Annotated in this window: 22 protein-coding genes and 1 tRNA gene; 22 read left to right on the top strand and 1 reads right to left on the bottom strand. The window is 55.5% G+C overall.

The genetic code is table 11. The annotated features are described in order from the left end of the window. The first annotated feature begins 364 nt into the window (after positions 1–364). The 22 genes from cycA to nuoN all read left to right on the top strand — a co-directional run bounded on the left by cycA (position 365) and on the right by nuoN (position 21,895). Entirely contained in the window at positions 365–1,072 is a 708-nt protein-coding gene (cycA, locus tag ACZ5CE_RS10615) for a cytochrome c-550 CycA (RefSeq protein WP_464574881.1), read from the top strand. Then, positions 1,072–1,668 (top strand): NapC/NirT family cytochrome c, encoded by a 597-nt coding sequence (locus ACZ5CE_RS10610; protein ID WP_464574880.1) that lies wholly within the window; start codon positions 1,072–1,074, stop codon positions 1,666–1,668. The genes cycA and ACZ5CE_RS10610 overlap by 1 nt, the downstream gene beginning before the upstream one ends. A 403-nt stretch (positions 1,669–2,071) precedes the next feature. Further along, positions 2,072–3,016 carry a phosphate ABC transporter permease subunit PstC gene (gene pstC, locus ACZ5CE_RS10605; RefSeq protein WP_464574879.1) on the top strand — a complete coding sequence of 315 codons (945 nt, stop codon included), beginning with the start codon at positions 2,072–2,074 and terminating at the stop codon, positions 3,014–3,016. A 93-nt stretch (positions 3,017–3,109) separates the two neighbouring features. Next, a complete protein-coding gene (pstA, locus tag ACZ5CE_RS10600) occupies positions 3,110–4,036 on the top strand; it encodes a phosphate ABC transporter permease PstA (RefSeq protein ID WP_464574878.1) in 927 nt (308 codons plus the stop codon). 29 nt (positions 4,037–4,065) lie between these two features. Next, positions 4,066–4,842 (top strand): phosphate ABC transporter ATP-binding protein PstB, encoded by a 777-nt coding sequence (gene pstB, locus ACZ5CE_RS10595; RefSeq protein ID WP_464574877.1) that lies wholly within the window; start codon positions 4,066–4,068, stop codon positions 4,840–4,842. A gap of 878 nt (positions 4,843–5,720) precedes the next feature. Further along, positions 5,721–6,479 (top strand): triose-phosphate isomerase, encoded by a 759-nt coding sequence (tpiA, locus tag ACZ5CE_RS10590; protein WP_464574876.1) that lies wholly within the window; start codon positions 5,721–5,723, stop codon positions 6,477–6,479. 18 nt (positions 6,480–6,497) lie between these two features. Continuing rightward, the gene (secG, locus tag ACZ5CE_RS10585; RefSeq protein WP_464574875.1) at positions 6,498–6,851 is read left to right on the top strand and encodes a preprotein translocase subunit SecG; all 354 of its coding nucleotides are present in this window, start codon (positions 6,498–6,500) and stop codon (positions 6,849–6,851) included. An 82-nt stretch (positions 6,852–6,933) separates the two neighbouring features. Further along, a tRNA-Leu gene (locus ACZ5CE_RS10580) sits at positions 6,934–7,018 on the top strand. Positions 7,019–7,107: 89 nt separating this feature from the next. After that, positions 7,108–7,464, top strand: coding sequence for an NADH-quinone oxidoreductase subunit A (locus tag ACZ5CE_RS10575; RefSeq protein WP_464574874.1), 357 nt, complete (start codon positions 7,108–7,110; stop codon positions 7,462–7,464). A 4-nt stretch (positions 7,465–7,468) separates the two neighbouring features. Then, positions 7,469–7,945 carry a NuoB/complex I 20 kDa subunit family protein gene (locus ACZ5CE_RS10570; protein WP_464574873.1) on the top strand — a complete coding sequence of 159 codons (477 nt, stop codon included), beginning with the start codon at positions 7,469–7,471 and terminating at the stop codon, positions 7,943–7,945. An 11-nt stretch (positions 7,946–7,956) separates the two neighbouring features. Continuing rightward, positions 7,957–8,571 (top strand): NADH-quinone oxidoreductase subunit C, encoded by a 615-nt coding sequence (locus tag ACZ5CE_RS10565; RefSeq protein WP_464574872.1) that lies wholly within the window; start codon positions 7,957–7,959, stop codon positions 8,569–8,571. A gap of 21 nt (positions 8,572–8,592) precedes the next feature. Further along, entirely contained in the window at positions 8,593–9,846 is a 1,254-nt protein-coding gene (locus ACZ5CE_RS10560) for an NADH-quinone oxidoreductase subunit D (protein WP_464574871.1), read from the top strand. A 30-nt stretch (positions 9,847–9,876) separates the two neighbouring features. After that, positions 9,877–10,353, top strand: coding sequence for an NADH-quinone oxidoreductase subunit NuoE (gene nuoE / locus ACZ5CE_RS10555; RefSeq protein WP_464574870.1), 477 nt, complete (start codon positions 9,877–9,879; stop codon positions 10,351–10,353). Beyond that, positions 10,350–11,627, top strand: a complete 1,278-nt coding sequence (gene nuoF, locus ACZ5CE_RS10550) for an NADH-quinone oxidoreductase subunit NuoF (protein WP_464574869.1) — start codon at positions 10,350–10,352, stop codon at positions 11,625–11,627. Before nuoE ends, nuoF begins: the two co-directional genes overlap by 4 nt. 90 nt (positions 11,628–11,717) lie before the next feature. Next, positions 11,718–14,153, top strand: coding sequence for an NADH-quinone oxidoreductase subunit NuoG (gene nuoG / locus ACZ5CE_RS10545; protein WP_464574868.1), 2,436 nt, complete (start codon positions 11,718–11,720; stop codon positions 14,151–14,153). 31 nt (positions 14,154–14,184) lie between these two features. Next, on the top strand, positions 14,185–15,285 hold the full coding sequence (gene nuoH / locus ACZ5CE_RS10540) for an NADH-quinone oxidoreductase subunit NuoH (RefSeq protein ID WP_464574867.1): 1,101 nt from the start codon (positions 14,185–14,187) through the stop codon (positions 15,283–15,285). Between the two features lie 13 nt (positions 15,286–15,298). Beyond that, complete coding sequence (nuoI, locus tag ACZ5CE_RS10535) at positions 15,299–15,787, top strand: NADH-quinone oxidoreductase subunit NuoI (RefSeq protein WP_464574866.1); 489 nt, start codon at positions 15,299–15,301, stop codon at positions 15,785–15,787. 18 nt (positions 15,788–15,805) lie between these two features. Continuing rightward, entirely contained in the window at positions 15,806–16,411 is a 606-nt protein-coding gene (locus ACZ5CE_RS10530) for an NADH-quinone oxidoreductase subunit J (RefSeq protein WP_464574865.1), read from the top strand. A gap of 51 nt (positions 16,412–16,462) precedes the next feature. After that, complete coding sequence (gene nuoK, locus ACZ5CE_RS10525) at positions 16,463–16,768, top strand: NADH-quinone oxidoreductase subunit NuoK (protein ID WP_464574864.1); 306 nt, start codon at positions 16,463–16,465, stop codon at positions 16,766–16,768. 85 nt (positions 16,769–16,853) lie between these two features. Further along, positions 16,854–18,809 (top strand): NADH-quinone oxidoreductase subunit L, encoded by a 1,956-nt coding sequence (nuoL, locus tag ACZ5CE_RS10520; protein WP_464574863.1) that lies wholly within the window; start codon positions 16,854–16,856, stop codon positions 18,807–18,809. A gap of 109 nt (positions 18,810–18,918) precedes the next feature. Next, a complete protein-coding gene (locus ACZ5CE_RS10515) occupies positions 18,919–20,403 on the top strand; it encodes an NADH-quinone oxidoreductase subunit M (RefSeq protein ID WP_464574862.1) in 1,485 nt (494 codons plus the stop codon). Between the two features lie 40 nt (positions 20,404–20,443). Then, complete coding sequence (gene nuoN, locus ACZ5CE_RS10510; protein ID WP_464574861.1) at positions 20,444–21,895, top strand: NADH-quinone oxidoreductase subunit NuoN; 1,452 nt, start codon at positions 20,444–20,446, stop codon at positions 21,893–21,895. Between the two features lie 202 nt (positions 21,896–22,097). Here nuoN and ACZ5CE_RS10505 read toward each other — a convergent pair whose 3' ends face one another. Then, positions 22,098–23,219, bottom strand: a complete 1,122-nt coding sequence (locus ACZ5CE_RS10505; protein ID WP_464574860.1) for a PQQ-dependent sugar dehydrogenase — start codon at positions 23,217–23,219, stop codon at positions 22,098–22,100. Positions 23,220–23,372 lie beyond the last annotated feature (153 nt).

The raw sequence follows: 23,372 nt of genomic DNA, 5'->3' as shown, positions 1-23,372 counted from the left end.
GCAGACCTCCCCTGCTGCAAGATGCGTCCCCATGCAGCACCCCTTGTGCTCGACCGCAAGGCACGTGCTGCCGGGATGACAAGCGGCTTTGGGCTTTGCGCCCGATGCGTTCCTGCGCTGCCCGACCCCGCCATAGAGAGAGCCCCTCATGCCTGGCTACCGGCTTTGGCGGACGCGGTACCATGGTACCAGAAAGAGTGATGGTACTGGTGCTACCCGTTTGGATAAACCAGCGATACAGTATGGGAATAAAGGCAGGAATCCCGAAATGAAATCCCTGTGGGGATTGCTGGATATCCTGATAAGAGACGGATAATTCACGGATACGAACAGATCTTCATTCCCGAATAAAAAAGGAGAAACCATGCGCCCCCTGACATTTGCACTTGCCGCGGCAGCCATGCTGGCGGTATTCGCGGGCAGTGCCACCGCCCAATCATTCGAAGGCCGCAAGAAATGCAGTTCCTGTCACAAGAGCCAGGCGCAATCCTGGGGCGAGACCGCCCACGCCAAGGCCATGGACTCGCTCAAGCCCAACACCAAGGCTGAAGCCAAGAAGAAAGCCAAGCTCGATCCCAAGAAAGACTACACCAAGGACAAGGACTGCGTGGGCTGCCACGTGGACGGCTGGGGCAAGGAAGGCGGCTACACCATCGAGGACCCCAGCAAATTCACCACTGGCGTAGGCTGCGAATCCTGCCACGGCCCCGGCTCCAAGTATCGCGGCATGCACCGCAAGGCGGGGGCGGCGTATGAAAAATCCAAGAAGACCGCCCCGCGCCAGAGCCTGGCCGATGCCGGGCAGGACTTCAAGTTCGAGGAATCCTGCAACGCCTGCCACCTGAACTACAAGGGCTCGCCGTGGAAGGGGGCCAAGGAACCCTACACCCCGTTCACCCCTGAAGTGGACAAGAAATACACCTTCGACTTCGACAAATACGTCAAGGACACCAAGGCCATGCACGAGCACTACAAGCTGGACGGCACCTTCGAGGGCGATCCCAAGTTCAAGTACCATGACGACTTCCAGTCCAAGGCCAAAGTCGGCGAGAAATCGGGCACGGAAGACTGATGGCCGGGGCGCGCACAGGCACCCTGCTTGGGGGTGTATTACTGGGGATCGTCATGGTGGCGGTGGTATTCGGCGGCGAGGCCGCCGTCTCCACCACTGAATTCTGCACCAGCTGCCATTCGATGTCCTATCCGGCCGAAGAGCTCAAGAGCTCCTCCCACTATGGAGCGCTGGGTGCCAATCCCGGGTGCAAGGACTGCCACATCCCGCAGGGGTTCAAGAACTTCCACCTGGCTGTGGCCACGCACGTGGTCGATGGTGCGCGCGAGTTGTACCTGGAATATGCCAACGACTACTCCACCCTGGAGAAATTCAACGAGCGCAGGCTCATCATGGCGCACGATGCGCGCATGAACCTCAAGAAATGGGACAGCAGGACCTGCCGCGAATGCCACAAGAACCCGCAGCCGCCGGGGGGCGATGCCAAGGCGGCGCACAAGAAGATGGAGACCGAGGGGGCAACCTGCATCGACTGCCACCAGAACCTGGTGCACAAGGAAGTGGCCGAGACCGACCTCAATGCCAGCCTCAAGGAAGGCAAAATGGTCCTGAAACCCGAGAAAAAAGATAAGGACGACGAAGAGGAGGAGGAATAGAAGACGGCTCCGTCTTCATCCCCGAAGGCCCAATCTCTCAGGGCCCAATCTCTCAGCTTTGCATGCCGCTGTTCCGGCAGCCCGCCGGAACAGCGGTTTTGTTTATCTATTTCATTCCAGTCGACTGGATTGGATAACCCATCCGGCTGGAATGCGAACGACCGGGTACGGGGATGGTTGCGTACCTTTACCATCCGATATCCATAAGGTTTTGCATCGGCCCTGCCGAGATCGCGCCGACGGATCACCCACCATCCGTAGCAAGTAGTCGAGAAAGCATGTAAATCTGGATCTCAAAGCCAGATCCGGTTTCAGGGAGCGGGCAGGTCCGTTCCTTTTCATGTCACGAGACTGTAATATAGGCATCGTAACATATCCAGATCAAGGAAGACCTCCCCTCCCGATGCATCCTCCCCAGACAGTACGCCCCTCTACGGACGCGGCCCATTCCAGAAGGCTTGGCTATAGTTATCGCCGCCATCTGGGTGAACGCTTCATCGAGGCCATACTGTTTTTGATGGCTTTTATTTCCGTCGTGATTACCCTTGCCATCGTGGCAATGCTGGTGAGTGAATCGCTCGTGTTTTTTGAGCATGTTTCACTATGGGATTTTCTCACCGATACGCAATGGACTCCGCTGTTTGATGATGCGCACTACGGCATACTTCCATTGGTTTCGGGCACCGTAGTGAGCTCCGCCGTTGCGCTTCTGGTAGCAATACCGCTGGGGACGATAACCGCTATCTATTTATCCGAGTTTGCGCCTTTTGCGGTGCGGGAAATCGCCAAGCCTTTTCTCGAGCTGCTGGGTGGGGTGCCAACGGTGGTATACGGCTATTTCGCTCTGCTGTTTGTTACGCCTGCTCTTCAGAAAATCATTCCGGATTTGCCTGGCTTCAGCCTTCTCTCCGCCGGACTGGTCATGGGCATCATGATCATTCCCTATGTCAGTTCAATGGCTGAAGACGCGATGCGGTCGGTACCCATGCATCTGCGGGAAGGCTCTTACGCCATGGGGGCTACCCGGTTCCAGACCGCTCGTCGCGTAGTAATGCCCGCAGCATTTTCCGGCATAGCTGCCGCCTACATTCTCGGCATCTCGCGCGCAGTGGGGGAAACCATGGTGGTCGCTATCGCCGCAGGCATGCAGCCCAACCTGACCTGGAATCCCCTGGAGCCCGCAGCGACCATCACCGCTTATATCGTGCAGGTCAGTCTGGGCGACTTGCCGCATGGCAGCATTGGCTACCAGACAATTTTTGCAGCGGGACTTACATTGCTTTTAATAACGTTGGCATTCAATATCCTTGGCCATGTTCTGCGCAAGCGCTATAGGGAGATATATTGACTTCGTGTCCTTATCCACTGCTCCAGCGCCCGCTTTTCCCGAAAGCGGTGCGCCGGACCCGATAAATAATTTTCCTTTCCTTGCGGGTAGTCGATGAGAGATGACAAAAATCTGAACGAAATCCGGACAATCATCGCCCGTCATAAACTCTGGGATTTCGTTTTCATGATTGTCGGCATACTTGCGCTCATGATCGCAATGCTGACATTCATGGCACTGTTTTCCCATATGTTGATAGACGGGCTGCCGCGCTTGTCCTGGGATTTCTTTACTTCCTTTCCATCGCGCCGTCCAGGATCAGCCGGCATCCTTTCCGCATGGGTAGGTACTACGCTGGTGATGCTGGTTACCGCCATAGCCGCGGTTCCCATGGGTATCGGCGCGGGAATTTATCTCGAGGAATATGCCTCGAAAAATCTCATCACTGAAATCATAGAAATCAATGTTACCAACCTTGCCGGGATTCCATCCATCATTTATGGATTGCTGGCGTTGGGCCTGTTTGTGCATCAGTTCGGTTTCGGTCAAAGCATCCTTTCCGCGGGACTGGCATTGGCGTTGCTGATATTGCCGGTTGTGATCGTGGCGACGCGGGAGGCAATTCGCGCAATACCACTGGTCATTCGCGAAGGCGCCTACGCCCTGGGCGCGACCAAGTGGCAAACGGTTTTGCATCATCTCCTTCCTTATTCTGCTGCGGGTATCCTGACGGGAGTAATTATCGGCCTTGCACGTGCAATTGGCGAAACCGCGCCGATTATCACAATCGGTGCGCTGACGTTCATCGCCTTTCTGCCACCCTCGCCGATCAAGGATGAATTTCCCTATATTTCGTTCGAATGGTTGATGGCACCCTTTACTGTCATGCCAATCCAGATGTTCAACTGGGTATCTCGTCCGGAAGAAGAGTTTCAGGTAAATGCTGCAGCTGCGGGCCTGGTTCTGGTTGTGATGACTCTCACCATGAATGGCCTCGCAATTTATTTGCGCTATCGGATGCGTAAAAATCTAAAATGGTAGAAAAAATCGGAGAGAACGGGAGTTCCGTTATGGCCGATGCGCCAAATCAGTATAAATCCGAAGTCAAAAACCTGAGTTTTTATTACGGCGCATTCTCCGCGCTGAAAAACATCAACATGAGGCTGCATGAAAAGCAGGTTACCGCCCTGATCGGGCCTTCAGGTTGCGGAAAATCCACTTTTCTTCGCTGTTTCAATCGCATGCACGACCTGTACCCCGGTAATCGATACGTAGGGGAAATCATCCTGCATCCGGATAATGTCAATATCCTTGCGCGCGAGGTGGACCCGATTGAAGTGCGAATGCGGGTGAGCATGGTTTTCCAGAAACCCAATCCCTTCCCGAAATCCATTTATGAAAATGTGGCATATGGCTTGCGGGTACGAGGCGTAAAACAGCGTGCTCTGGTGGACGAAAAAGTGGAGGAGGCCTTGCGCGGTGCGGCGCTCTGGGATGAAGTCAAAGACCGCCTCAACCAGCTTGCCTACAATCTCTCGGGAGGCCAGCAGCAACGCTTGTGCATCGCCAGGGCTTTGGCGACCGATCCCGAAATATTGCTGTTCGATGAGCCCACTTCAGCACTCGATCCCATCGCTACAGCCAGTATCGAGGAGCTTATTGCCGATCTGAAAGACAAGGTCACGATTCTCATTGTCACGCATAACATGCAGCAAGCCGCCCGGGTGTCGGATTACACCGCATATATGTATCTTGGTGAGGTCATCGAGTTCGATGTCACGGATACCATCTTTATCAAGCCAAAAAACAAGCAGACTGAGGATTACATAACTGGCCGTTTTGGCTAGGGAAGCGCTGAACAAATCCTCACTGAGCGCGTTGCTGGTAAAATCGGGATGATTATAAGGCGCGCGACGCAGGTCGTAGCCGGGACTACGATGCCAGGGAGCGCTGCGCCATGGCTCCCCAGAGCGTGGCCCGAGGGGCCCCGCGAAGCGGGATCGGGCAGCGGCGGGGATGCCAGAGCGCGCCAAAGTATACATGGGGCGCCAGCAGCCCGCTACGGGGTCGCATCTTCCTCTGGAAGAAACTGCTCCGCCCTGCGCGGTCTCGCCCGATTTTACCACAACCCTTATGGGGCGGGGTTTTGCGAGCGGTCTGCCTTGTCAGTCTCCTGGCGAAGGAGCGCCCCGGAGCGTCGCCCGAGGGGCCCCGCGGAGCGGGGATCGGGCAGCGGCGGGGATGCTTCGACCGCACCCCAGTATTGTTGGGGCGCAGGCATCCCGCTACGGGGTCGCATCTTCCTTTCGGAAAACACTGCTCCGCCCTGCGCGGTCGCACCATTCGCGTCGTCGCCTTTCGCGCATCCCATCCCGCAAAGCCACCGCCGCGCCAGCGGAGATTTATTCAGCGCTTCCCTAGGTGCAGTATCTCACCGCGCTTGTTGGGCGTATTGCTGCCCGGCCAGGCTCCTGGCGAAGGGAACGCCCCGGCGGATTCATATCTATCTTTGGAAGAAACTGCTCTGCCCAGGACGTTCGCCTGTATTCGGAAAGAGACAGTATTTCTCCATCCATTTCATGAGAGTCCGGCGAGGCATGACATCCGGTTTCATGGCCGGATGGGCTGATTTCCCGGGTTTTGCCTCGGCGTTCCTTCTCCTCCTGATTGACCCCGTATTCATTCACAGGTAACATTCGCAGCTTTCAAGGGAAAGGCAACGCTCATGGCTGCGCGTCCAAAACTCATCGCTGGCAATTGGAAGATGCACGGCAGCATCGGCCAGAACCGTGATTTACTCCATGCGGTGGTGCAAGGAACAACGGGGCTTGAAGCCGGTGTTGCAGTATGCGTGCCTTATCCTTATCTTTCCCAGACGCAATCGCTGCTTCAGCAGACACATGTCTCCTGGGGAGCCCAGAACGTAAGCCAGCATGAAAAGGGTGCTTATACCGGCGAAGTATCGGCGAGCATGCTGACCGATTTCGGCTGCCGCTACGCCATCGTGGGTCATTCCGAACGGCGGGCGCTATATGGTGAAGATAATTATATTGTGGCGCTTAAGTTCAGGGCGGCCCAGGCTACAGGGTTGATACCCATTCTATGTGTCGGCGAGACCCTGGACCAGCGCGAAGCTGCCATAACCGAGCGGATCGTTGCAGAACAACTGGATGCGGTAATCGATCTGGCGGGAATCGCCAGCCTGGAAAAATCGGTGCTGGCTTATGAGCCGGTATGGGCGATCGGCACAGGGAAGACGGCCACGCCTGAGCAGGCCCAGGAAGTCCATGCATTCGTTCGCAACCGCATTGCCGGACGGGATCCTGGAGTTGCGAGCGGCCTGCAAATTCTTTATGGAGGCAGCGTCAAAGCCAGCAACGCGGCGGAGTTGTTTTCAATGACGGATATCGATGGCGGACTGATCGGCGGCGCCTCGCTCATCGCTGACGAATTCATCAAGATTTGCCTCGCTGGCAAAAATTAATTCATCGTGGGGTAACCAGTGGAAACACTTGTTTGGGTAGTGCACGTGCTGTCAGCCGTCAGCGTCGTTGTCCTGGTTCTTTTGCAGCACGGCAAGGGTGCGGATATGGGCGCAGCTTTTGGCAGCGGCTCATCGGGAAGCTTGTTCGGAGCCAGCGGTTCGGCGAATTTTCTCAGCCGGACCACGGGCATACTGGCCGCATTATTCTTCATTACAAGCCTTGGGCTCACTTACCTTTCCGGTCATAAGACCGAAGGAGCCGGAGTCATGGACAAAGCGGTGCCGGTGCAATCATCCAAGACGGTGCCACCGCCTCCTCCGGTGGCTCCATCGGAGGGAGAAGCTTCAAAAGCCGCGGAAATACCAAAATAATTTTAATGATGAGTTAATTGAACAATTTATTAAAGCCGTGTTCTAAGTTGATCAAGCTGGAGACTGGGACTCAAATTAAGCCGCCGACGTGGTGAAATTGGTAGACACGCCGTCTTGAGGGGGCGGTGGCGAAAGCTGTGCGAGTTCGAGTCTCGCCGTCGGCACCAGTTCTGCAAACAGGGTGAGATCCAGGTAACCGAACGCAGTAGAGCAGGTGGTTTTATCTGATCCAGGGCCCTTTACTTCTGATACCGCTATGCTTGAAAACTACTTTCCCATTCTGTTATTTATCGTAATCGGGCTTGCAGTTGGGGTGGTGCCCATGGCGCTTGGGTGGTTGTTTGGCCCCAATCGTCCCGACAGCGAGAAACTTTCTCCCTACGAATGCGGCTTTGAGGCGTTCGAGGACGCGCGCATGAAGTTCGACGTGCGCTATTATCTCGTCGCCATTTTGTTCATTTTATTCGATCTGGAAATCGCCTTTCTGTTTCCGTGGGCAGTCGTATTGAATGAGATCGGCTTGTTCGGCTTTGTGGCAATGATGGTTTTTCTCGGCATACTCGTCGTGGGTTTCATTTATGAATGGATGAAAGGTGCCCTGGAATGGGATTGACGTTATGAGCGCTAACGGTGGGATGGAAAAAGGTTTCGTTACCACAAGTCTGGATAACGTAATCAATTGGGGCCGCACGGGCTCCATGTGGCCGATGACTTTTGGACTTGCGTGCTGCGCGGTGGAGATGATGCAGGCCGGCGCCTCGCGCTATGATCTCGACCGTTTTGGCGTGGTGTTCCGCCCCAGCCCGCGGCAATCCGACGTGATGATCGTGGCCGGAACATTATGCAACAAGATGGCGCCTGCGCTGCGCAAGGTGTATGACCAGATGGCAGAGCCCCGCTGGGTGATTTCCATGGGGTCGTGCGCCAACGGCGGCGGTTACTATCATTATTCCTATTCCGTTGTGCGGGGCTGCGACCGTATCGTGCCCGTCGACATCTATGTTCCCGGTTGCCCGCCTACCGCCGAAGCTCTGCTCTACGGCATCATTCAGCTGCAGAACAAGATTCATCGTACCAACACCATCGCCCGTTGAGTCAATCCCTTATGTCGTCCCCTCATCTGGAAACGCTCTCGCTTTGCCTGCAGAATGTACTGGGAGACAAGGCGGCCGGCATCAGCGACCGGCTGGGCGAACTCACGGTACAGGTATCCTCCGGGGATATGCTGGAGGTGATGCAGATACTCAGGGACCATCCCGATCTCCGGTTTGAGATACTCGTCGATCTATGCGGAGTGGATTACTCGGCCTACGGAGGGGAGTCGGCGTGGGCGGATAGCCGGAACAAGCGCTTTGCATCTGTGTACCACCTGCTTTCCCTTGCCCATAACCGCCGGCTGAGGATAAAGGTATTCGCGGATGACGACGAGTTTCCTGTTCTGGACTCGGTGATCAACATTTGGCCATCCGTCAACTGGTTCGAGCGCGAAGCCTTCGATCTTTATGGCATCGTGTTTACCGGGCACCCTGATTTGCGCCGCATTCTTACTGATTACGGATTTATCGGCAATCCGTTTCGCAAGGATTTTCCCATAAGCGGCAATGTGGAAATGCGCTATGACCCCGATCAGCAGCGGGTAATTTATCAGCCGGTCAGCATCGAACCACGGCAGATCACCCCGCGCGTCATTCGTGAAGAGCATTATGGAGACAGCGAATGAACTTCCTGTCGTTTTTCGAGCATGGCTGAAATACGCAACTACACGATGAATTTCGGACCGCAGCATCCCGCTGCGCATGGCGTGCTGCGCCTGGTGCTGGAGCTGGATGGTGAAGTCATCCAGCGCGCGGACCCCCACATCGGGCTGTTGCACCGCGCCACCGAGAAGCTTGCAGAGAACAAGACCTTTATCCAGTCGGTGCCATATATGGACCGGCTGGATTATGTATCCATGATGTGCAATGAGCATGCGTATGTCATGGCAATAGAGAAATTGCTCCAGCTCGAGGTGCCATTGCGCGCGCAATATATCCGCGTAATGTTCGATGAGATCACGCGCATACTCAATCATCTATTATGGCTGGGAGCGCATGCGCTGGATGTGGGCGCGATGACGGTATTCCTGTACGCTTTTCGCGACCGTGAAGATTTGATGGATTGTTACGAGGCGGTTTCCGGAGCAAGAATGCACGCGGCCTACTACCGTCCTGGCGGCGTCTATCGCGATTTGCCGGCTTCCATGCCGCAATATCAGGCTTCGAAAATCCACGATGAAAAAACCACGCGCATCCGCAATGAAAATCGTAGCGGCTCGCTGCTTGATTTTATCGAAGACTTTACCAATCGGTTTCCGACCTACGTGGATGAGTATGAAACCCTGCTTACCGATAATCGCATCTGGAAACAGCGTCTTGTCGGCATCGGTGTCGTTTCGCCGGAACGTGCCAAGGCGCTGGGTTTTACGGGCCCGATGCTGCGCGGTTCGGGGGTAGAGTGGGATCTGCGTAAAAAGCAGCCCTATGAGGTCTATGATCGCGTTGATTTCGACATCCCGGTAGGTGTCAACGGCGATTGCTATGACCGGTATCTGGTACGCATCGAGGAGTTTCGCCAATCCAATCGAATCATCAAACAGTGCGTCGACTGGCTGCGCAAGAATCCGGGGCCGGTAATAACCGACAACCACAAGGTTGCGCCCCCGGCCCGGGTCGAGATGAAGCAGAATATGGAAGAGCTGATTCATCATTTCAAGCTGTTTACCGAGGGCTTTCACGTCCCCCCGGGAGAAGTCTATGCGGCCATCGAGCATCCCAAGGGAGAATTCGGCATCTATCTGGTATCGGATGGCGCCAACATGCCTTATCGCCTGAAGATCCGCGCACCGGGTTTCCCTCATCTCGCGGCGCTCGATGAAATGTCACGGGGACACATGATTGCGGACGTGGTCGCTATTATCGGCACGCAGGATATCGTATTCGGTGAAATAGACAGATGACTTCAGGAATGGCAAAGATAGTTCAGTGAGATGTTAAGCGCAGAATCCATCAAGAAGATAGACCGCGAGCTGACCAAATACCCGTCAGATCAGAAGCAATCGGCCGTCATGTCCGCGCTTGCCATCGCTCAGGATGAAAAAGGGTGGCTGGCTACGGAAACCATGGATTTTGTTGCCCAGTATCTGGGCATGCCGCCCATCGCAGTCTATGAGGTGGCGACTTTTTACAATATGTACAATCTTCAGCCGCTCGGCAGGCACAAGATCACGATATGCACGAATCTTCCCTGCGCTCTGTCCGGCGCCAACGAGGCCGTGGTACATGTCCAGAAAAAGCTGGGGATTGGTTTCAATGAAACCACCGCCGATGGACAATTCACGCTGAAGGAAGGCGAGTGCATGGGAGCGTGTGGTGATGCGCCCGTCATGCTGGTGAATAACAAGCGCATGTGCAGTTTCATGTCCAACGAGAAACTCGACGAACTCCTGGAGGAATTGAGCAAATGACCCAGCTTCCGCAAATATTGCTGGCAGGGCTCAATTCGTCTGATCCGGATGACTGGAAGCTCAGGAATTATGAAAAGCGCGAAGGATACAGCGCGCTGAAAAAAATCCTGAGCGAAAAAATACCGCCGGAAAAGGTCATCGAGGAGGTGAAGAAATCCGCCCTGCGAGGGCGCGGGGGCGCGGGCTTTCCGACGGGCCTGAAATGGAGTTTCATGCCCAAGCAGTATGAGGGCGACAAGTACCTGGTATGCAATTCGGATGAGGGCGAGCCCGGCACCTTCAAGGACCGCGACATCATGCGCTATAACCCGCATATCCTGATCGAGGGCATGGCGATCGGCGCTTATGCCATGGGTATCGGGACCGGGTACAACTACGTCCATGGCGAAATCTGGGATACGTATGAGCGCATGGAAGAGGCGGTAGCGGAAGCGCGCGATGCGGGATACCTGGGGGATAATATTCTGGGTTCCGGTTTCGGCTTCCAGTTGCACAACCATCACGGCTATGGCGCGTATATCTGCGGTGAGGAAACCGCACTGCTGGAATCGCTGGAGGGTAAAAAGGGGCAGCCGCGTTTCAAGCCGCCGTTCCCGGCAAGTTTCGGGCTCTACGGGAAACCCACGACCATCAATAACACGGAAACCTTTGCATCCGTGCCCTGGATCATCCGCAATGGCGGCGAAAAGTTCCTGCAGCTTGGCAAGCCCAACAATGGAGGCACGAAGCTCTTTTCCGTTTCCGGCCATGTCAACAGGCCCGGGAACTACGAGATCCCCCTGGGCACGCCATTTGCCACGCTGCTTGAAATGGCTGGGGGCATGCGGGGCGGGCGAAAGCTGAAAGGATGCATTCCCGGCGGGTCTTCGATGCCGGTGCTGCCGGGCGATATCATGATGCAAACGGACATGGATTATGACTCCATCGCCAAGGCCGGGTCCATGCTTGGCTCGGGCGCGGTCATCATCATGGATGATACGACCTGCATGGTAAGAGCCCTGGAAAGGCTGTCATATTTTTATTTCGAGGAATCCTGCGGGCAATGCACGCCGTGTCGCGAAGGCACGGGCTGGCTCTATCGCGTGGTGCACCGCATAGAAACCGGCAAGGGCCGGATGGAAGATCTGGATCTGCTCAACAACGTTGCTGACAACATACAGGGGCGAACTATCTGCGCCCTGGGCGATGCCGCTGCCATGCCGGTCCGCGCCATGATCCAGCATTTCCGGGATGAATTTGCCTATCATATCGAGCATAAGCATTGCATGGTCTAGCGCGGCTGACGCATTTGAAGATGAAATTCACAGGCTCTCTCATATTTGTATGTTCTCTCTCTGAAACGAGGGGGCCAAGAGCTATATTCCATGATTAATTTTGAAATTGACGGAAAGCAGGTATCGGTTCCCAAGAATGGCACCGTCATGGATGGCGCCAATCAGCTGGGAATATACATCCCGCATTTCTGCTATCACAAGAAATTATCCATCGCCGCCAATTGCCGCATGTGTCTTGTCCAGGTGGAGAAGGCGCCCAAGCCGCTGCCCGCCTGCGCAACGCCGGCGATGGAGGGCATGAAGGTATTTACCCACTCCGGCCAGGCGGTGACCGCACAGAAAGGGGTGATGGAGTTCCTGCTCATCAATCATCCGCTGGATTGCCCGATCTGTGATCAAGGCGGCGAATGCCAGTTGCAGGACCTGGCGGTGGGCTATGGCGCAAGCTCCTCACGCTACACCGAAGCGAAGCGGGTGGTGGCAAACAAGAACCTGGGCCCTCTGATTTCCACCGATATGACGCGGTGCATACACTGTACGCGCTGCGTGCGCTTTGGGCAGGAAATTGCCGGGATCATGGAACTGGGCATGGCCGGCCGCGGAGAACACGCCGAAATCCTGGCGTTTGTGGGAAGTACCGTCAATTCCGAGCTGTCGGGCAACGTGATCGATCTGTGCCCGGTGGGTGCGCTGGTGAGCAAGCCATTCCGGTACACGGCGCGTACCTGGGAACTGATGCGGAGGAAATCCATCAGCCCGCACTGCGGCCTGGGTTCCAATCTTACCGTTCAAGTGAAGCAGAATCGCGTAATGCGCGTGTTGCCGCGTGAAAATGAAGAAATCAATGAGTGCTGGCTGTCCGATAAGGATCGTTTTTCATACGAGGGCTTGAATTCCGAGGAACGGCTGCGAACGCCCATGGTGAGGCGCGACGGCCAATGGCATGAATGCGATTGGCAGACTGCTCTCGAGTTCGTCGCGAATGGATTGAATGCGGTAAAAGAAAGGCATGGCGCGCAACGAATAGGCGCATTGGGTTCGCCCCATAGCACACTGGAGGAGCTCTATCTGCTGCAAAAGCTCGTTCGCGGGCTGGGCAGCGGCAACGTGGACCACCGGTTGCGCCAATCGGATTTCCGGGGCGATGCGCACCGGCAGGGCGCTCCGTGGCTGGGCACTACAATAGTGGAAGTTTCTCAACTCAAGTCGGCGTTGATAATTGGAAGCACGTTGCGGAAGGATCATCCCCTGATCGCGCAACGCCTGCGCCAGGCGGTGAAGCAGGGCGCGCAGTTGAATCTCATCAATCCGGTGGATGATGATCTGCTTACCAAGGTGCCCAACCGGATTATCGTTGCCCCGGACGCCATGGCTTCGGTGCTGGCGGAGGTCCTGAAGGCCGCGGCCTTGCTGAAGGGAGTCGAGGTGCCGGGGTCCGCGAAGGGCGTGGCAGATTCGGCTCAACCTGCGGACACGGCACGGGCGATGGCCGAAAGTCTGATCAATAACAAGCCCAGCGCCATCCTTTTGGGCAACCTGGCGCAGCATCATCCCCATTACGCCGATATCCAGGCATTGGCCCAGCAGCTCGCACAAATCACCGAAAGCTCGTTCGGCTTTCTGGGCGAAGCCGCCAACAGCGTGGGAGCCTACATCGCCAAGGCCATTCCCGATCCCGATACCCATCATATGGGAATTCTATCCGGCGGCCCCGGCGCAGTCACCGCGGGCAAAAACGCTTTGCAGATGCTCGGCATGGATGCGAAGGCGCCTTCGGCTGCGGCGGAAGCATGCAGCGCCTACCTGCTGATGAACCTCGAGCCGGAACTGGATAGCTATAATCCTCAGCAGACCAGGAAAGCGCTGGATGAGGCGGAGCTGGTCGTCATGATGACGGCATTCTCCGGCCAGGCGGTCATCGATGGTGGTTACGCGGATGTGCTGCTGCCTATCGCGCCTTTTACCGAAACCTCCGGCACCTTTATCAATACCGAAGGCCGGGTGCAAACCTTCAATGGCGTGATGGCTCCCTTTGGGGAGACACGCCCCGCCTGGAAGGTTTTGCGCGTGCTGGGAAACATGCTGGGATTACCTGGTTTCGAATACGAAACGCCGGAGCAGGTGAGGGCGGAAGTCCTGCCGGTGGAAGGCGATGTGAGAGCCTGCCTGGATAATGGCCTGAAGGATTTCACCGTGCAGATCCCAGCCTCCGGAAGTGGCGGAATCCAGCGCGTCGGCGAAGTTCCCATTTATCAGGCTGATCCGATCGTAAGGCGGGCAGACTCGCTGCAACGAACGAGCGATGCAGCGCCGCCGGTAGCGTCGATGCGGGGCGATCTGATGGACAGGCTCGGCATCAGCCCCGGCGAGAAGGTGCGCGTGAAACAGGGAGCGGGGGAAATTCAGTTGCCGGCAGCGCGGGATGACAAACTGCCGCCCGATTGCGTCCGGATTCCCGCGGCACATCCGCTTACCGTGGCGTTGGGTGGGATGTTCGGCCGGGTGACGGTGGAACGATTGCAATAGCGATGAAAGAAACGGGAGCGATCGTCATCTGATGGACTACGCGCAGCAAATATTCGGGGATTTGTTCGGGCCGGAATGGGGTCCCGCTCTTTTCGTTCTGGCGAAGAATGCGTTGCTGATCGTCGCCATCATCCTGCCTCTGATGCTGGCTGTGGCTTACCTCACCTTTGCCGAGCGCAAGATCATCGCCTACATGCAAATGCGTGTCGGTCCCAACCGGGTGACGTTCTTCGGCATCCCCTGGCTTGGGGGGTGGGGGCAGCCCATTGCAGACGCGGTCAAGGCGGTGATGAAGGAAATCATCATCCCGAGCGGAGCGAACAAATTCCTGTTCGTGCTGGCGCCCGTGCTGACCTTTGCGCCAGCGCTGGCCGCCTGGGCGGTGGTGCCATTCTCTCCCGAAGTCGTGCTTGCGGACATCAATGCCGGCCTTCTCTATATTCTTGCCATGACTTCGATGGGCGTATATGGGGTCATCATCGCGGGCTGGGCATCCAACTCGAAGTATGCCTTTCTCGGTGCCATGCGCTCCGCGGCGCAAGTGGTTTCATACGAATTGGCGATGGGCTTCGCCCTGGTATGCGTGCTGATGATGTCGCATAGCCTGAACCTGGGCGATATCGTGAAAGGCCAGCAGGGCGGAAGCTTCATCAACTGGTATCTGATCCCTTTGTTTCCCATGTTTCTGGTCTATTTCATTTCCGGCGTGGCGGAAACCAACCGCGCGCCGTTCGATGTGGCCGAGGGTGAGTCGGAGATCGTCGCCGGTTTCCACGTCGAATACTCGGGCATGGCCTTTACCGTATTTTTCCTGGCGGAGTACTCCAACATGATCCTGGTGGCCACGCTTGCCAGCATCATATTCCTGGGGGGCTGGCTGCCGCCGTTGAACGTGGCGCCGTTCACCCTGGTTCCGGGGTTCATCTGGCTGCTGCTGAAAATATCGTTTCTGCTATTTTGTTTCCTCTGGTTCCGCGCCACTTTCCCGCGTTACCGCTACGACCAGATCATGCGGCTCGGCTGGAAAGTTTTCATCCCTATCACGCTGGTCTGGATACTTCTGCTGGGCCTGGTGATGCAGCTTCCATCAGGGCTGCGGGAGGCATTTCCACTGAATTTATGGTTCCACTGAGACAGGAGAAGCCATGAATCGCATAAAGGATTTTTTTCGCACCTTCCTGCTGTTCGAATTGATTAAGGGGATGATGCTGACCGGAAAATACTTATTCGCGCGAAAAATCACGGTATATTTTCCAGAAGAAAAGACTCCCATGTCTCCGCGTTTTCGCGGATTGCATGCGCTTCGCCGCTATCCCAACGGGGAAGAGCGGTGCATCGCCTGCAAGCTGTGCGAGGCGGTGTGCCCGGCGCTGGCGATCACCATCGAATCGGAGCAGCGCGACGACGGCACCCGGCGCACCACGCGCTATGATATCGATCTTACCAAATGCATATTTTGCGGATTTTGCGAGGAGTCATGCCCTGTCGATTCCATTGTCGAGACACGGATTCTGGAATATCACGGCGAGAAGCGCGGCGACCTGATCTATACCAAGCAGATGCTGCTTGCGGTGGGGGACCGTTATGAGGAGCAGATAGCAAAGGACAGGGCAGCGGATGCGGGTTATCGATAAATCCGCCGTTAATTCAATATGAGCTTCCCGGATATAATCTTCTATTTTTTTTCGGTAGTGCTGGTAGGGTCGGCGCTGGGCGTCATTACGGCGCGTAACCCGGTGCATTCGGCGCTGCTTCTCGTCCTGGCGTTTTTTGCGTCTTCCGGGCTGTGGCTGTTGCTGGAAGCCGAATTCCTCGCCATTACGCTGGTGCTGGTCTACGTGGGAGCGGTGATGGTGCTGTTCCTGTTTGTGGTGATGATGCTGGATATCAATCTCGATCGATTGCGCGAGGGTTTCTGGAAGTGGTTCCCCTTTGGCCTCCTGGTCGCGCTGTTGATGGCGGGCGAGATGGCCATGGTGGTGATGGGCAAGCAATTTGGCGCGGGTGACATGCCGGCTCCGCCTTCCCGCCCGGAGGATTACAGCAACACCAAGGAACTGGGAAGGCTGATTTATACGGAATATGTCTACGCTTTCGAGCTTGCGGCGGTCATCCTGCTGGTGGCGATCGTGGCTGCCATCGCTCTGACCTTGCGGCATCGTACGGGCATGAAGGCGGTTGATGCGTCCAAGCAGGTCGCGGTCAAGCGTGCGGACCGGATACGCATGGTTTCCATGCCATCCGAAAAGAAAGAATAAGAACAGGCCATGAAATGGCTGTATCAATCTGCCTGAAAAGGGGGCGTTAGCATGGTTTCTTTATCACATTATCTTGTTCTGGGAGCGATCCTGTTTGCGATCAGCATAGTCGGTATTTTTCTGAACAGGAAAAATGTGATTATCATTCTCATGGCGATCGAGTTGATGCTGCTGGCGGTAAATATGAATTTCGTCGCCTTCTCCCATTACCTGCAGGATGTTTCGGGTCAGATATTCGTATTTTTCATATTAACCGTGGCCGCCGCCGAATCCGCCATCGGTCTGGCGATATTGGTCGTGTTGTTTCGCAGCCTGCGCACCATCAATGTGGACGATCTGGACAAACTGAAAGGGTAATTGAAAGGGTAATCACCGCGGACGCAGCTTCCTCGGCGTGGCCCTGGATCGGTGTCGGGATACAAAAAATAAGAATTGGAACTTCATGACTGACATGGAAAAGCTCTATTTGCTGGTTCCGCTGGCGCCCCTGGGTGGAGCGCTCATTGCCGGACTGCTAGGCCGCCTGATAGGGCCGGCCTGGAGTCATCGGGCGACCATTGCGCTGATGATCGTCTGCGTGATCGCCTCCATTGCGGTATTCCTGGACGTGCTCGAAGGAAATACCTTCAATGGCAGCGTTTACACCTGGCTAACGACCGGCGACACGCGTTTCGAGATCGGCTTCCTGATAGACAGACTGTCGGCGATGATGATGGTCGTGGTCAGTTTCGTATCCTTGATGGTGCATGTGTACACCATCGGCTACATGCAGGGAGACCCGGGTTACCAGCGGTTTTTCAGCTATATTTCGCTCTTCACGTTTTCGATGCTGATGCTGGTGATGTCCAACAATTTTCTTCAGCTTTTCTTCGGCTGGGAAGCGGTTGGACTGGTTTCCTATTTGCTGATCGGCTTCTGGTATACGCGGCCCACGGCGATATACGCCAACCTAAAGGCTTTTCTGGTCAACCGCGTCGGTGATTTCGGATTCCTCCTTGGTATCGGCCTGGTATTGGTTTATTTCGGCACGCTGGATTATGCAGCCGTTTTCGCCAGCGCCCCGCAAGCGGCTTCGCGGACGATAGAAATCCTTCCCGGACAATCGTGGGCTCTGCTGTCTGCTATCTGCATTCTGCTTTTTGTCGGCGCCATGGGTAAATCCGCGCAATTTCCACTGCACGTATGGCTGCCTGATTCGATGGAAGGTCCCACACCCATCTCCGCGCTGATACACGCGGCCACCATGGTCACGGCCGGCATTTTCATGGTGGCGCGCATGTCGCCGCTGTTCGAGCTGACTGAAACGGCGTTGTCGTTCGTGCTGATCATAGGCGCCATCACGACCCTGTTCATGGCGCTGGTCGCCATCGTCCAGAATGACATCAAACGGGTCGTGGCCTATTCGACGTTGTCGCAACTGGGCTATATGACGATAGCGCTGGGAGCCTCGGCGTATTCCGCCGCTGTATTCCATCTCATGACACATGCTTTTTTCAAGGCAGTGCTGTTCCTTGGCGCAGGTTCGGTAATCATCGCGATGCACCATGAGCAGGATATGCGCAAGATGGGCGGACTCAAGAAATACATGCCCATTACCTACTGGACAATGTTTGTGGCTGCGCTGGCAAACGCGGGCGTCGCCGGTTTTTCAGGGTTCTTTTCCAAGGATGCGATTATTGAAGCGGTGCATTTCGCTGGAATTTCCGGTTCCGGCTTTGCCTATTTTTGCGCTGTTACTTCCGTGTTTGTCAGTGCTCTCTATACTTTCCGCCTCCTGTTCATGACATTTCATGGCAAACCGCGCATGGATCACCATACGGAAGAGCATTTGCACGAGTCGCCCTGGGTTGTCACGCTGCCGCTGATCGTTCTGGCCATTCCTTCCATTGGCGCGGGCTGGTTGATCGGACCTATGCTGTTCGGGGATTATTTCGGCAGCGCCATTGTGATCATGCCCCAGCATGAGGCCATGGCGAAGATGGCATCCGAGTTCCATGGCATCGGTGCCATGATGACGCATGCATTGGGGACTCTTCCCTTCTGGTTTTCCGCCGCGGGAATTTTTACCGCCTGGTATCTGTATATGGCGAAGCCCGGATTACCGGGAAAAATACGGCAGGCGGCAGGACCGCTCTATACATTGCTCGACCGCAAATACTATATCGATGAGCTCTATTCATGGCTTTTTGCCGGTGGCGCGCGTGCTGTTGGCAAGGGGCTATGGAAAGTCGGTGATGTAACGATCATTGACGGCTTTTTCGTCAATGGCACCGCGCGGCTGGTAGCCGGAACCGCCATGCTGGTGCGCCGCTTCCAGTCCGGCTACATTTATCACTACGCATTCACCATGATCGTCGGCGTGTTCATATTGATGAGCCTGTGGTTGTATGGGACTTGAGCACGATGACGACACGACGCGAAAGATAAGGCACGGCAGGAAATAACAAAAATATCATTGCGGTTTTCCGCATGTTTCGCGCTGCGCTAATGAACAAGACGGAATAAAAATGCTGTTTGGTTTCCCACTGATAAGTCTGGTTATCTGGTTGCCTATTTTCGCCGGGATCGGGGTGCTGGCAACCGGGGGTGATCGCAATGCCTACGTCGCGAGATGGCTCGCGCTCGCCGGTTCGATTGCCGGTTTTCTGGTGGCGATCCCTCTTTATACCCAGTTCGATCCGCTCGCCGCAGGCATGCAGTTCGTGGAATACAGCCCGTGGATCGAACAGTTCAACATCTACTATCACCTTGGCGTCGATGGCATCGCCATGCCGCTCATTCTGCTCAATTGCTTTACTACGCCACTCGTGGTGATTGCCGGCTGGCAAGTGATAAGCAAGCGCGTGTCTCAATACATGGGCGCTTTCCTGATCATGTCGGGCATCGTCAACGGCGTGTTTTCGTCGCTCGATGCAATCCTGTTTTACGTATTCTGGGAAGCCTCGCTTATCCCGATGTTTCTGATCATTGGAGTCTGGGGTGGCCCCAACCGGGTATATGCGGCAATCAAGTTTTTTCTCTACACCCTGCTGGGCTCGCTGCTCATGCTGGTGGCCTTCATCTACTTATACAATGTTTCCGGTGGAAGCTTTTCGATACTTGAATACCATGACCTGCCATTGCCGCTGACACCGCAAATTCTGATATTCATCGCTTTCCTGCTCGCTTTCGCGGTAAAAGTGCCGATGTGGCCGGTTCATACATGGCTGCCTGATGCCCACGTGGAAGCACCCACCGGTGGATCGGTGATTCTGGCGGCGATTCTCCTGAAACTTGGGGGTTATGGTTTCCTGCGTTTTTCCCTGCCTATCGTGCCGGATGCAAGCCATCATCTTGCGGGCGTGATGATCGTGCTGTCTCTGATTGCAGTGGTCTATATCAGCCTCGTCGCCCTGGTGCAGGCGGACATGAAAAAGCTGATCGCCTATTCCTCGGTATCGCACATGGGATTCGTCACGCTGGGTTTTTTCCTTTTCAATGCATACGGGATTGAAGGCGCGATGGTGCAGATGATTTCGCATGGCTTTATTTCCGGTGCCATGTTTCTGTGCGTGGGGGTCCTGTACGACCGGCTGCATTCACGCCAGATAGCGGATTATGGCGGCGTGGCGAACAGGATGCCGGTATTCGCGGCATTCTGGATGCTGTTTGCCATGGCTAATTCGGGGCTTCCAGGCACCAGCGGTTTCGTCGGGGAATTCATGGTCATCATGGCGGCGATCGAAGTGAATTTCTGGTATGCATTTTTTGCCGCGACGACCCTTATTACCGGCGCGGCCTATACGCTGTGGATGTACAAGCGCGTCATATTCGGAGCCGTGGCGAGTCCTGCTGTCGGAGGCCTGGAAGATCTCAACAAGCGCGAGATGCTCATCCTGGCGGTTCTAGCCGCGGCGGTGCTCTGGATGGGGTTGTATCCATTGCCCGTGACGGAAGTCATGCATGCTACCGTGGAGGACTTGCTGGCGCATATAGGCCGCAGCAAGCTATAGTTCATATGACATCGGTGTTCCGTCTGTCCGAGGATAATAAATGAATTTCACGCAGCCTGATTTCGCCCCCGCCTATCCAGAGATATTTCTCCTGATAATGGTATGCGTGGTGTTGCTGGCGGATCTAGCATGGGGTAGGAAATCCCCGTATATCGCTTATGTGTTCGCACAAATAGCATTGCTTGGCTGCCTCTTCATCACCTTCTCCACCTCTTCGCCAACAGTGGTTCACACGTTTTCCGGCATGTTCGTGGACGATCCGATGGCTGATATCCTGAAGATGCTGGTGTACGGCACCGTTTCCGTGGTACTGGTATATTCCCGAAGCTATATTTCGCTGCGCGGGTTGCTCAGCGGTGAATTTTTCAGCCTGGCGCTGTTTGCGACACTGGGCATGATGGTCATGATTTCCGCCAGCCACTTTCTCACGCTATACCTGGGGCTGGAGCTCCTGTCGCTGTCGCTTTATGCCATGGTGGCGTTACGGCGCGATCTTGCGGGCGCAACGGAGGCTGCAATAAAATTCTTCGTGCTGGGCGCGTTGTCTTCGGGCTTCCTGCTCTATGGGATGTCCATGATTTACGGTTCCACCGGTTCGCTGGATATCGCACGCGTGGCTGAAGTGATTCGAAGCGGCGCGGTGAATCATTACGTGATGGTAATCGGCCTTGTATTCGTTGTCGCCGGCATCAGCTTCAAGCTGAGCGCCGCGCCGTTTCATATGTGGGCTCCGGATGTGTACGAAGGAGGATCCACGGCGGCGGTGCTGTTCATCGGTTCCGCGCCCAAGCTCGCCACATTCGGCTTCATCATGCGCTTGCTGGTCGAAGGGCTGGGAGAGATGGCGGCGGACTGGCAGGGCATGCTCATCATCCTGGCGGTAGTATCCATGGCCATCGGCAATCTTGCCGCCATAGCCCAGACGAATATCAAGCGCATGCTGGCCTATTCCACGATTTCCCATATGGGATTCGTGTTGCTCGGGATACTCAGCGCGGATGGAAATGGCTACAGCTCAGCGATGTTTTACGTTGTCGTGTATGTGCTGATGACCCTGGGCATGTTCGGCATCATCATGCTTCTGTCCCGGGCGGGCTTCGAAGCGGATAACCTCGAGGATTTCAAGGGGCTGAACCGCCGCAATCCCTGGTATGCGTTTATTACTCTGCTATTGATGTTTTCCATGGCGGGCATTCCGCCCACGGTCGGTATTTACGCCAAGCTGGCGGTATTGCAGGCTGTTCTGAACGCTGGCCATATCTGGCTGACCGTGCTGGCGGTACTGCTTTCCCTGATCGGCGTATTTTATTATTTGCGCATCGTCAAGCTGATGTATTTCGACGAACCAACGACGGATGCGCTAATCGAACCGCAGCAGGACGTCAAGCTGCTGCTCAGCGCGAACGGCCTGGCGATACTCGGATTCGGCCTGTTTCCCCAGGTATTGATGGCCTGGTGCGCTTACGCAATTCAGCAATCCATTTCAGGCTGATCATCAGTCTGGGTAGCGGCCGGCGGCCGGTGGCCGGCAAAAGCATGTTTAATGCAGGAAGCGAAACAGAAAACCTGAACAGGGAATCTTAGCGAGACATATGCGCTCTGCTGGAAGAGCGCGCCCGGAAATCCCGGGCGGCCCCATTGTTCGTGCGGTGACTGGCATAAGCTGCTGGTTTTCTCGTGGCCGAAGCGGAAGATCAAGGTTTTTTGTAGCTGATACGGTATATCGCTCCAGCATAATCATCCGAGACCAGCAGCGCCCCGTCCGGCATGACCAGCACATCCACCGGTCTTCCCCATACATTTTCATTTTCCAGCCAGCCCTGCGCGAATACCTCCTGCCTGACTACCTTGCCATTTTTTGTTTGAACCCGCCTGAGCTGGTATCCGATCTTGTTACGGCGGTTCCAGGAACCATGTTCAGCCACGATGATGTTGTTGTGGTACTCCTTCGGAAACATTTCGCCTGTATAGAAACGCATTCCCAGCGTCGCCGCATGCGCGTCGAATTTCGCGGCAGGAGGGGTAAGCTTGCCACAATCCCGCTTCGCGCCATATTTGGGGTCCAGGATATCGCCGCCATGGCAGAATGGATAACCAAAATGCATACCCTTCCTGGGCGCGTGATTCAGCTCGTCAGGCGGTATGTTGTCCCCCATCCAGTCGCGGCCGTTATCCGTGAACCATAATTCCTTCGTTTCCGGATGCCAGTCGAAGCCCACGGAATTTCGCACGCCGGAGGCATAGACTTCATAGTTGGCGCCATCGGGCTCGATGCGGGAGATCAACGCGTAGCGTTCGGGATCCGGTTCGCAAATGTTGCAGGGAGCGCCCACTGCCACATACAGCAGGCCGTCGGGGCCGAAACCGATATATTTCCCGCCGTGGTGCTTATCATTCGGGAATTTCTCGGTCACCACGACAGGTTTGCCTGCCTGGTCGAGTTTGTTTTCGATGTCGTCAAAGCGCAGAATGCGGTTGATGGCGGAAACATACAGCGCGCCATTGTGGAATGCGACACCGATGGGCATCGAAAGTCCATTGGCGATGGTCCTCACCTGGCGCGTGGCGCCGGTATCCGTAATGGCGTAAACTTTTCCTTCCGCGGCGGAGCCGGCGAATACCGTGCCGTTTTTTCCCAGCGCCAGGGCACGCACATTGGGAACGCTTGCCCATAATTCGATGGAAAATCCCGCAGGTAATTTGATTTTCTCGAGCGGAAGCTGATCCTGGTTTTGCTGATATTGCGCCATGGCCAAAGATGTGCCGGCGAATAAGCAGATATTGAGAAAAGCCAGAAGAGTTTTTATTGCAGACATGACGGAAGCTCCCGAATGGTGCGGTTGTATCGAAGCAGATAATTGTAATCGAAGCAGATAAAGAGGCGGGATACTCATGGTTTGCATCCGGAATTTTAGTGGAATTGCTTGAAAATCATCAATTCGTCCCCACTATCTCTTTTTATGAAAAAT

It is taken from the genome of Nitrosospira sp. TNL200 (assembly GCF_055386305.1).
Note: the sequence above shows the minus strand (reverse complement) of the source record. Positions and strands in the feature narration are given on the sequence as shown.

Excerpts from the sequence above, each read along its gene's own strand:
- ACZ5CE_RS10530 (WP_464574865.1), top strand. The coding sequence starts at position 15,806 with ATGAGCTTCCCGGATATAATCTTCTATTTTTTTTCGGTAGTGCTGGTA.
- ACZ5CE_RS10575 (WP_464574874.1), top strand. The coding sequence starts at position 7,108 with ATGCTTGAAAACTACTTTCCCATTCTGTTATTTATCGTAATCGGGCTT.
- ACZ5CE_RS10570 (WP_464574873.1), top strand. The coding sequence starts at position 7,469 with ATGAGCGCTAACGGTGGGATGGAAAAAGGTTTCGTTACCACAAGTCTG.
- tpiA (WP_464574876.1), top strand. The coding sequence starts at position 5,721 with ATGGCTGCGCGTCCAAAACTCATCGCTGGCAATTGGAAGATGCACGGC.
- pstC (WP_464574879.1), top strand. The coding sequence starts at position 2,072 with ATGCATCCTCCCCAGACAGTACGCCCCTCTACGGACGCGGCCCATTCC.
- pstB (WP_464574877.1), top strand. The coding sequence starts at position 4,066 with ATGGCCGATGCGCCAAATCAGTATAAATCCGAAGTCAAAAACCTGAGT.
- nuoN (WP_464574861.1), top strand. The coding sequence starts at position 20,444 with ATGAATTTCACGCAGCCTGATTTCGCCCCCGCCTATCCAGAGATATTT.
- pstA (WP_464574878.1), top strand. The coding sequence starts at position 3,110 with ATGAGAGATGACAAAAATCTGAACGAAATCCGGACAATCATCGCCCGT.
- ACZ5CE_RS10505 (WP_464574860.1), bottom strand. The coding sequence starts at position 23,219 with ATGTCTGCAATAAAAACTCTTCTGGCTTTTCTCAATATCTGCTTATTC.
- nuoF (WP_464574869.1), top strand. The coding sequence starts at position 10,350 with ATGACCCAGCTTCCGCAAATATTGCTGGCAGGGCTCAATTCGTCTGAT.
- cycA (WP_464574881.1), top strand. The coding sequence starts at position 365 with ATGCGCCCCCTGACATTTGCACTTGCCGCGGCAGCCATGCTGGCGGTA.
- nuoI (WP_464574866.1), top strand. The coding sequence starts at position 15,299 with ATGAATCGCATAAAGGATTTTTTTCGCACCTTCCTGCTGTTCGAATTG.
- nuoH (WP_464574867.1), top strand. The coding sequence starts at position 14,185 with ATGGACTACGCGCAGCAAATATTCGGGGATTTGTTCGGGCCGGAATGG.
- ACZ5CE_RS10610 (WP_464574880.1), top strand. The coding sequence starts at position 1,072 with ATGGCCGGGGCGCGCACAGGCACCCTGCTTGGGGGTGTATTACTGGGG.
- ACZ5CE_RS10560 (WP_464574871.1), top strand. The coding sequence starts at position 8,593 with ATGGCTGAAATACGCAACTACACGATGAATTTCGGACCGCAGCATCCC.
- ACZ5CE_RS10515 (WP_464574862.1), top strand. The coding sequence starts at position 18,919 with ATGCTGTTTGGTTTCCCACTGATAAGTCTGGTTATCTGGTTGCCTATT.
- nuoL (WP_464574863.1), top strand. The coding sequence starts at position 16,854 with ATGACTGACATGGAAAAGCTCTATTTGCTGGTTCCGCTGGCGCCCCTG.
- nuoK (WP_464574864.1), top strand. The coding sequence starts at position 16,463 with ATGGTTTCTTTATCACATTATCTTGTTCTGGGAGCGATCCTGTTTGCG.
- nuoE (WP_464574870.1), top strand. The coding sequence starts at position 9,877 with ATGTTAAGCGCAGAATCCATCAAGAAGATAGACCGCGAGCTGACCAAA.
- nuoG (WP_464574868.1), top strand. The coding sequence starts at position 11,718 with ATGATTAATTTTGAAATTGACGGAAAGCAGGTATCGGTTCCCAAGAAT.
- ACZ5CE_RS10565 (WP_464574872.1), top strand. The coding sequence starts at position 7,957 with ATGTCGTCCCCTCATCTGGAAACGCTCTCGCTTTGCCTGCAGAATGTA.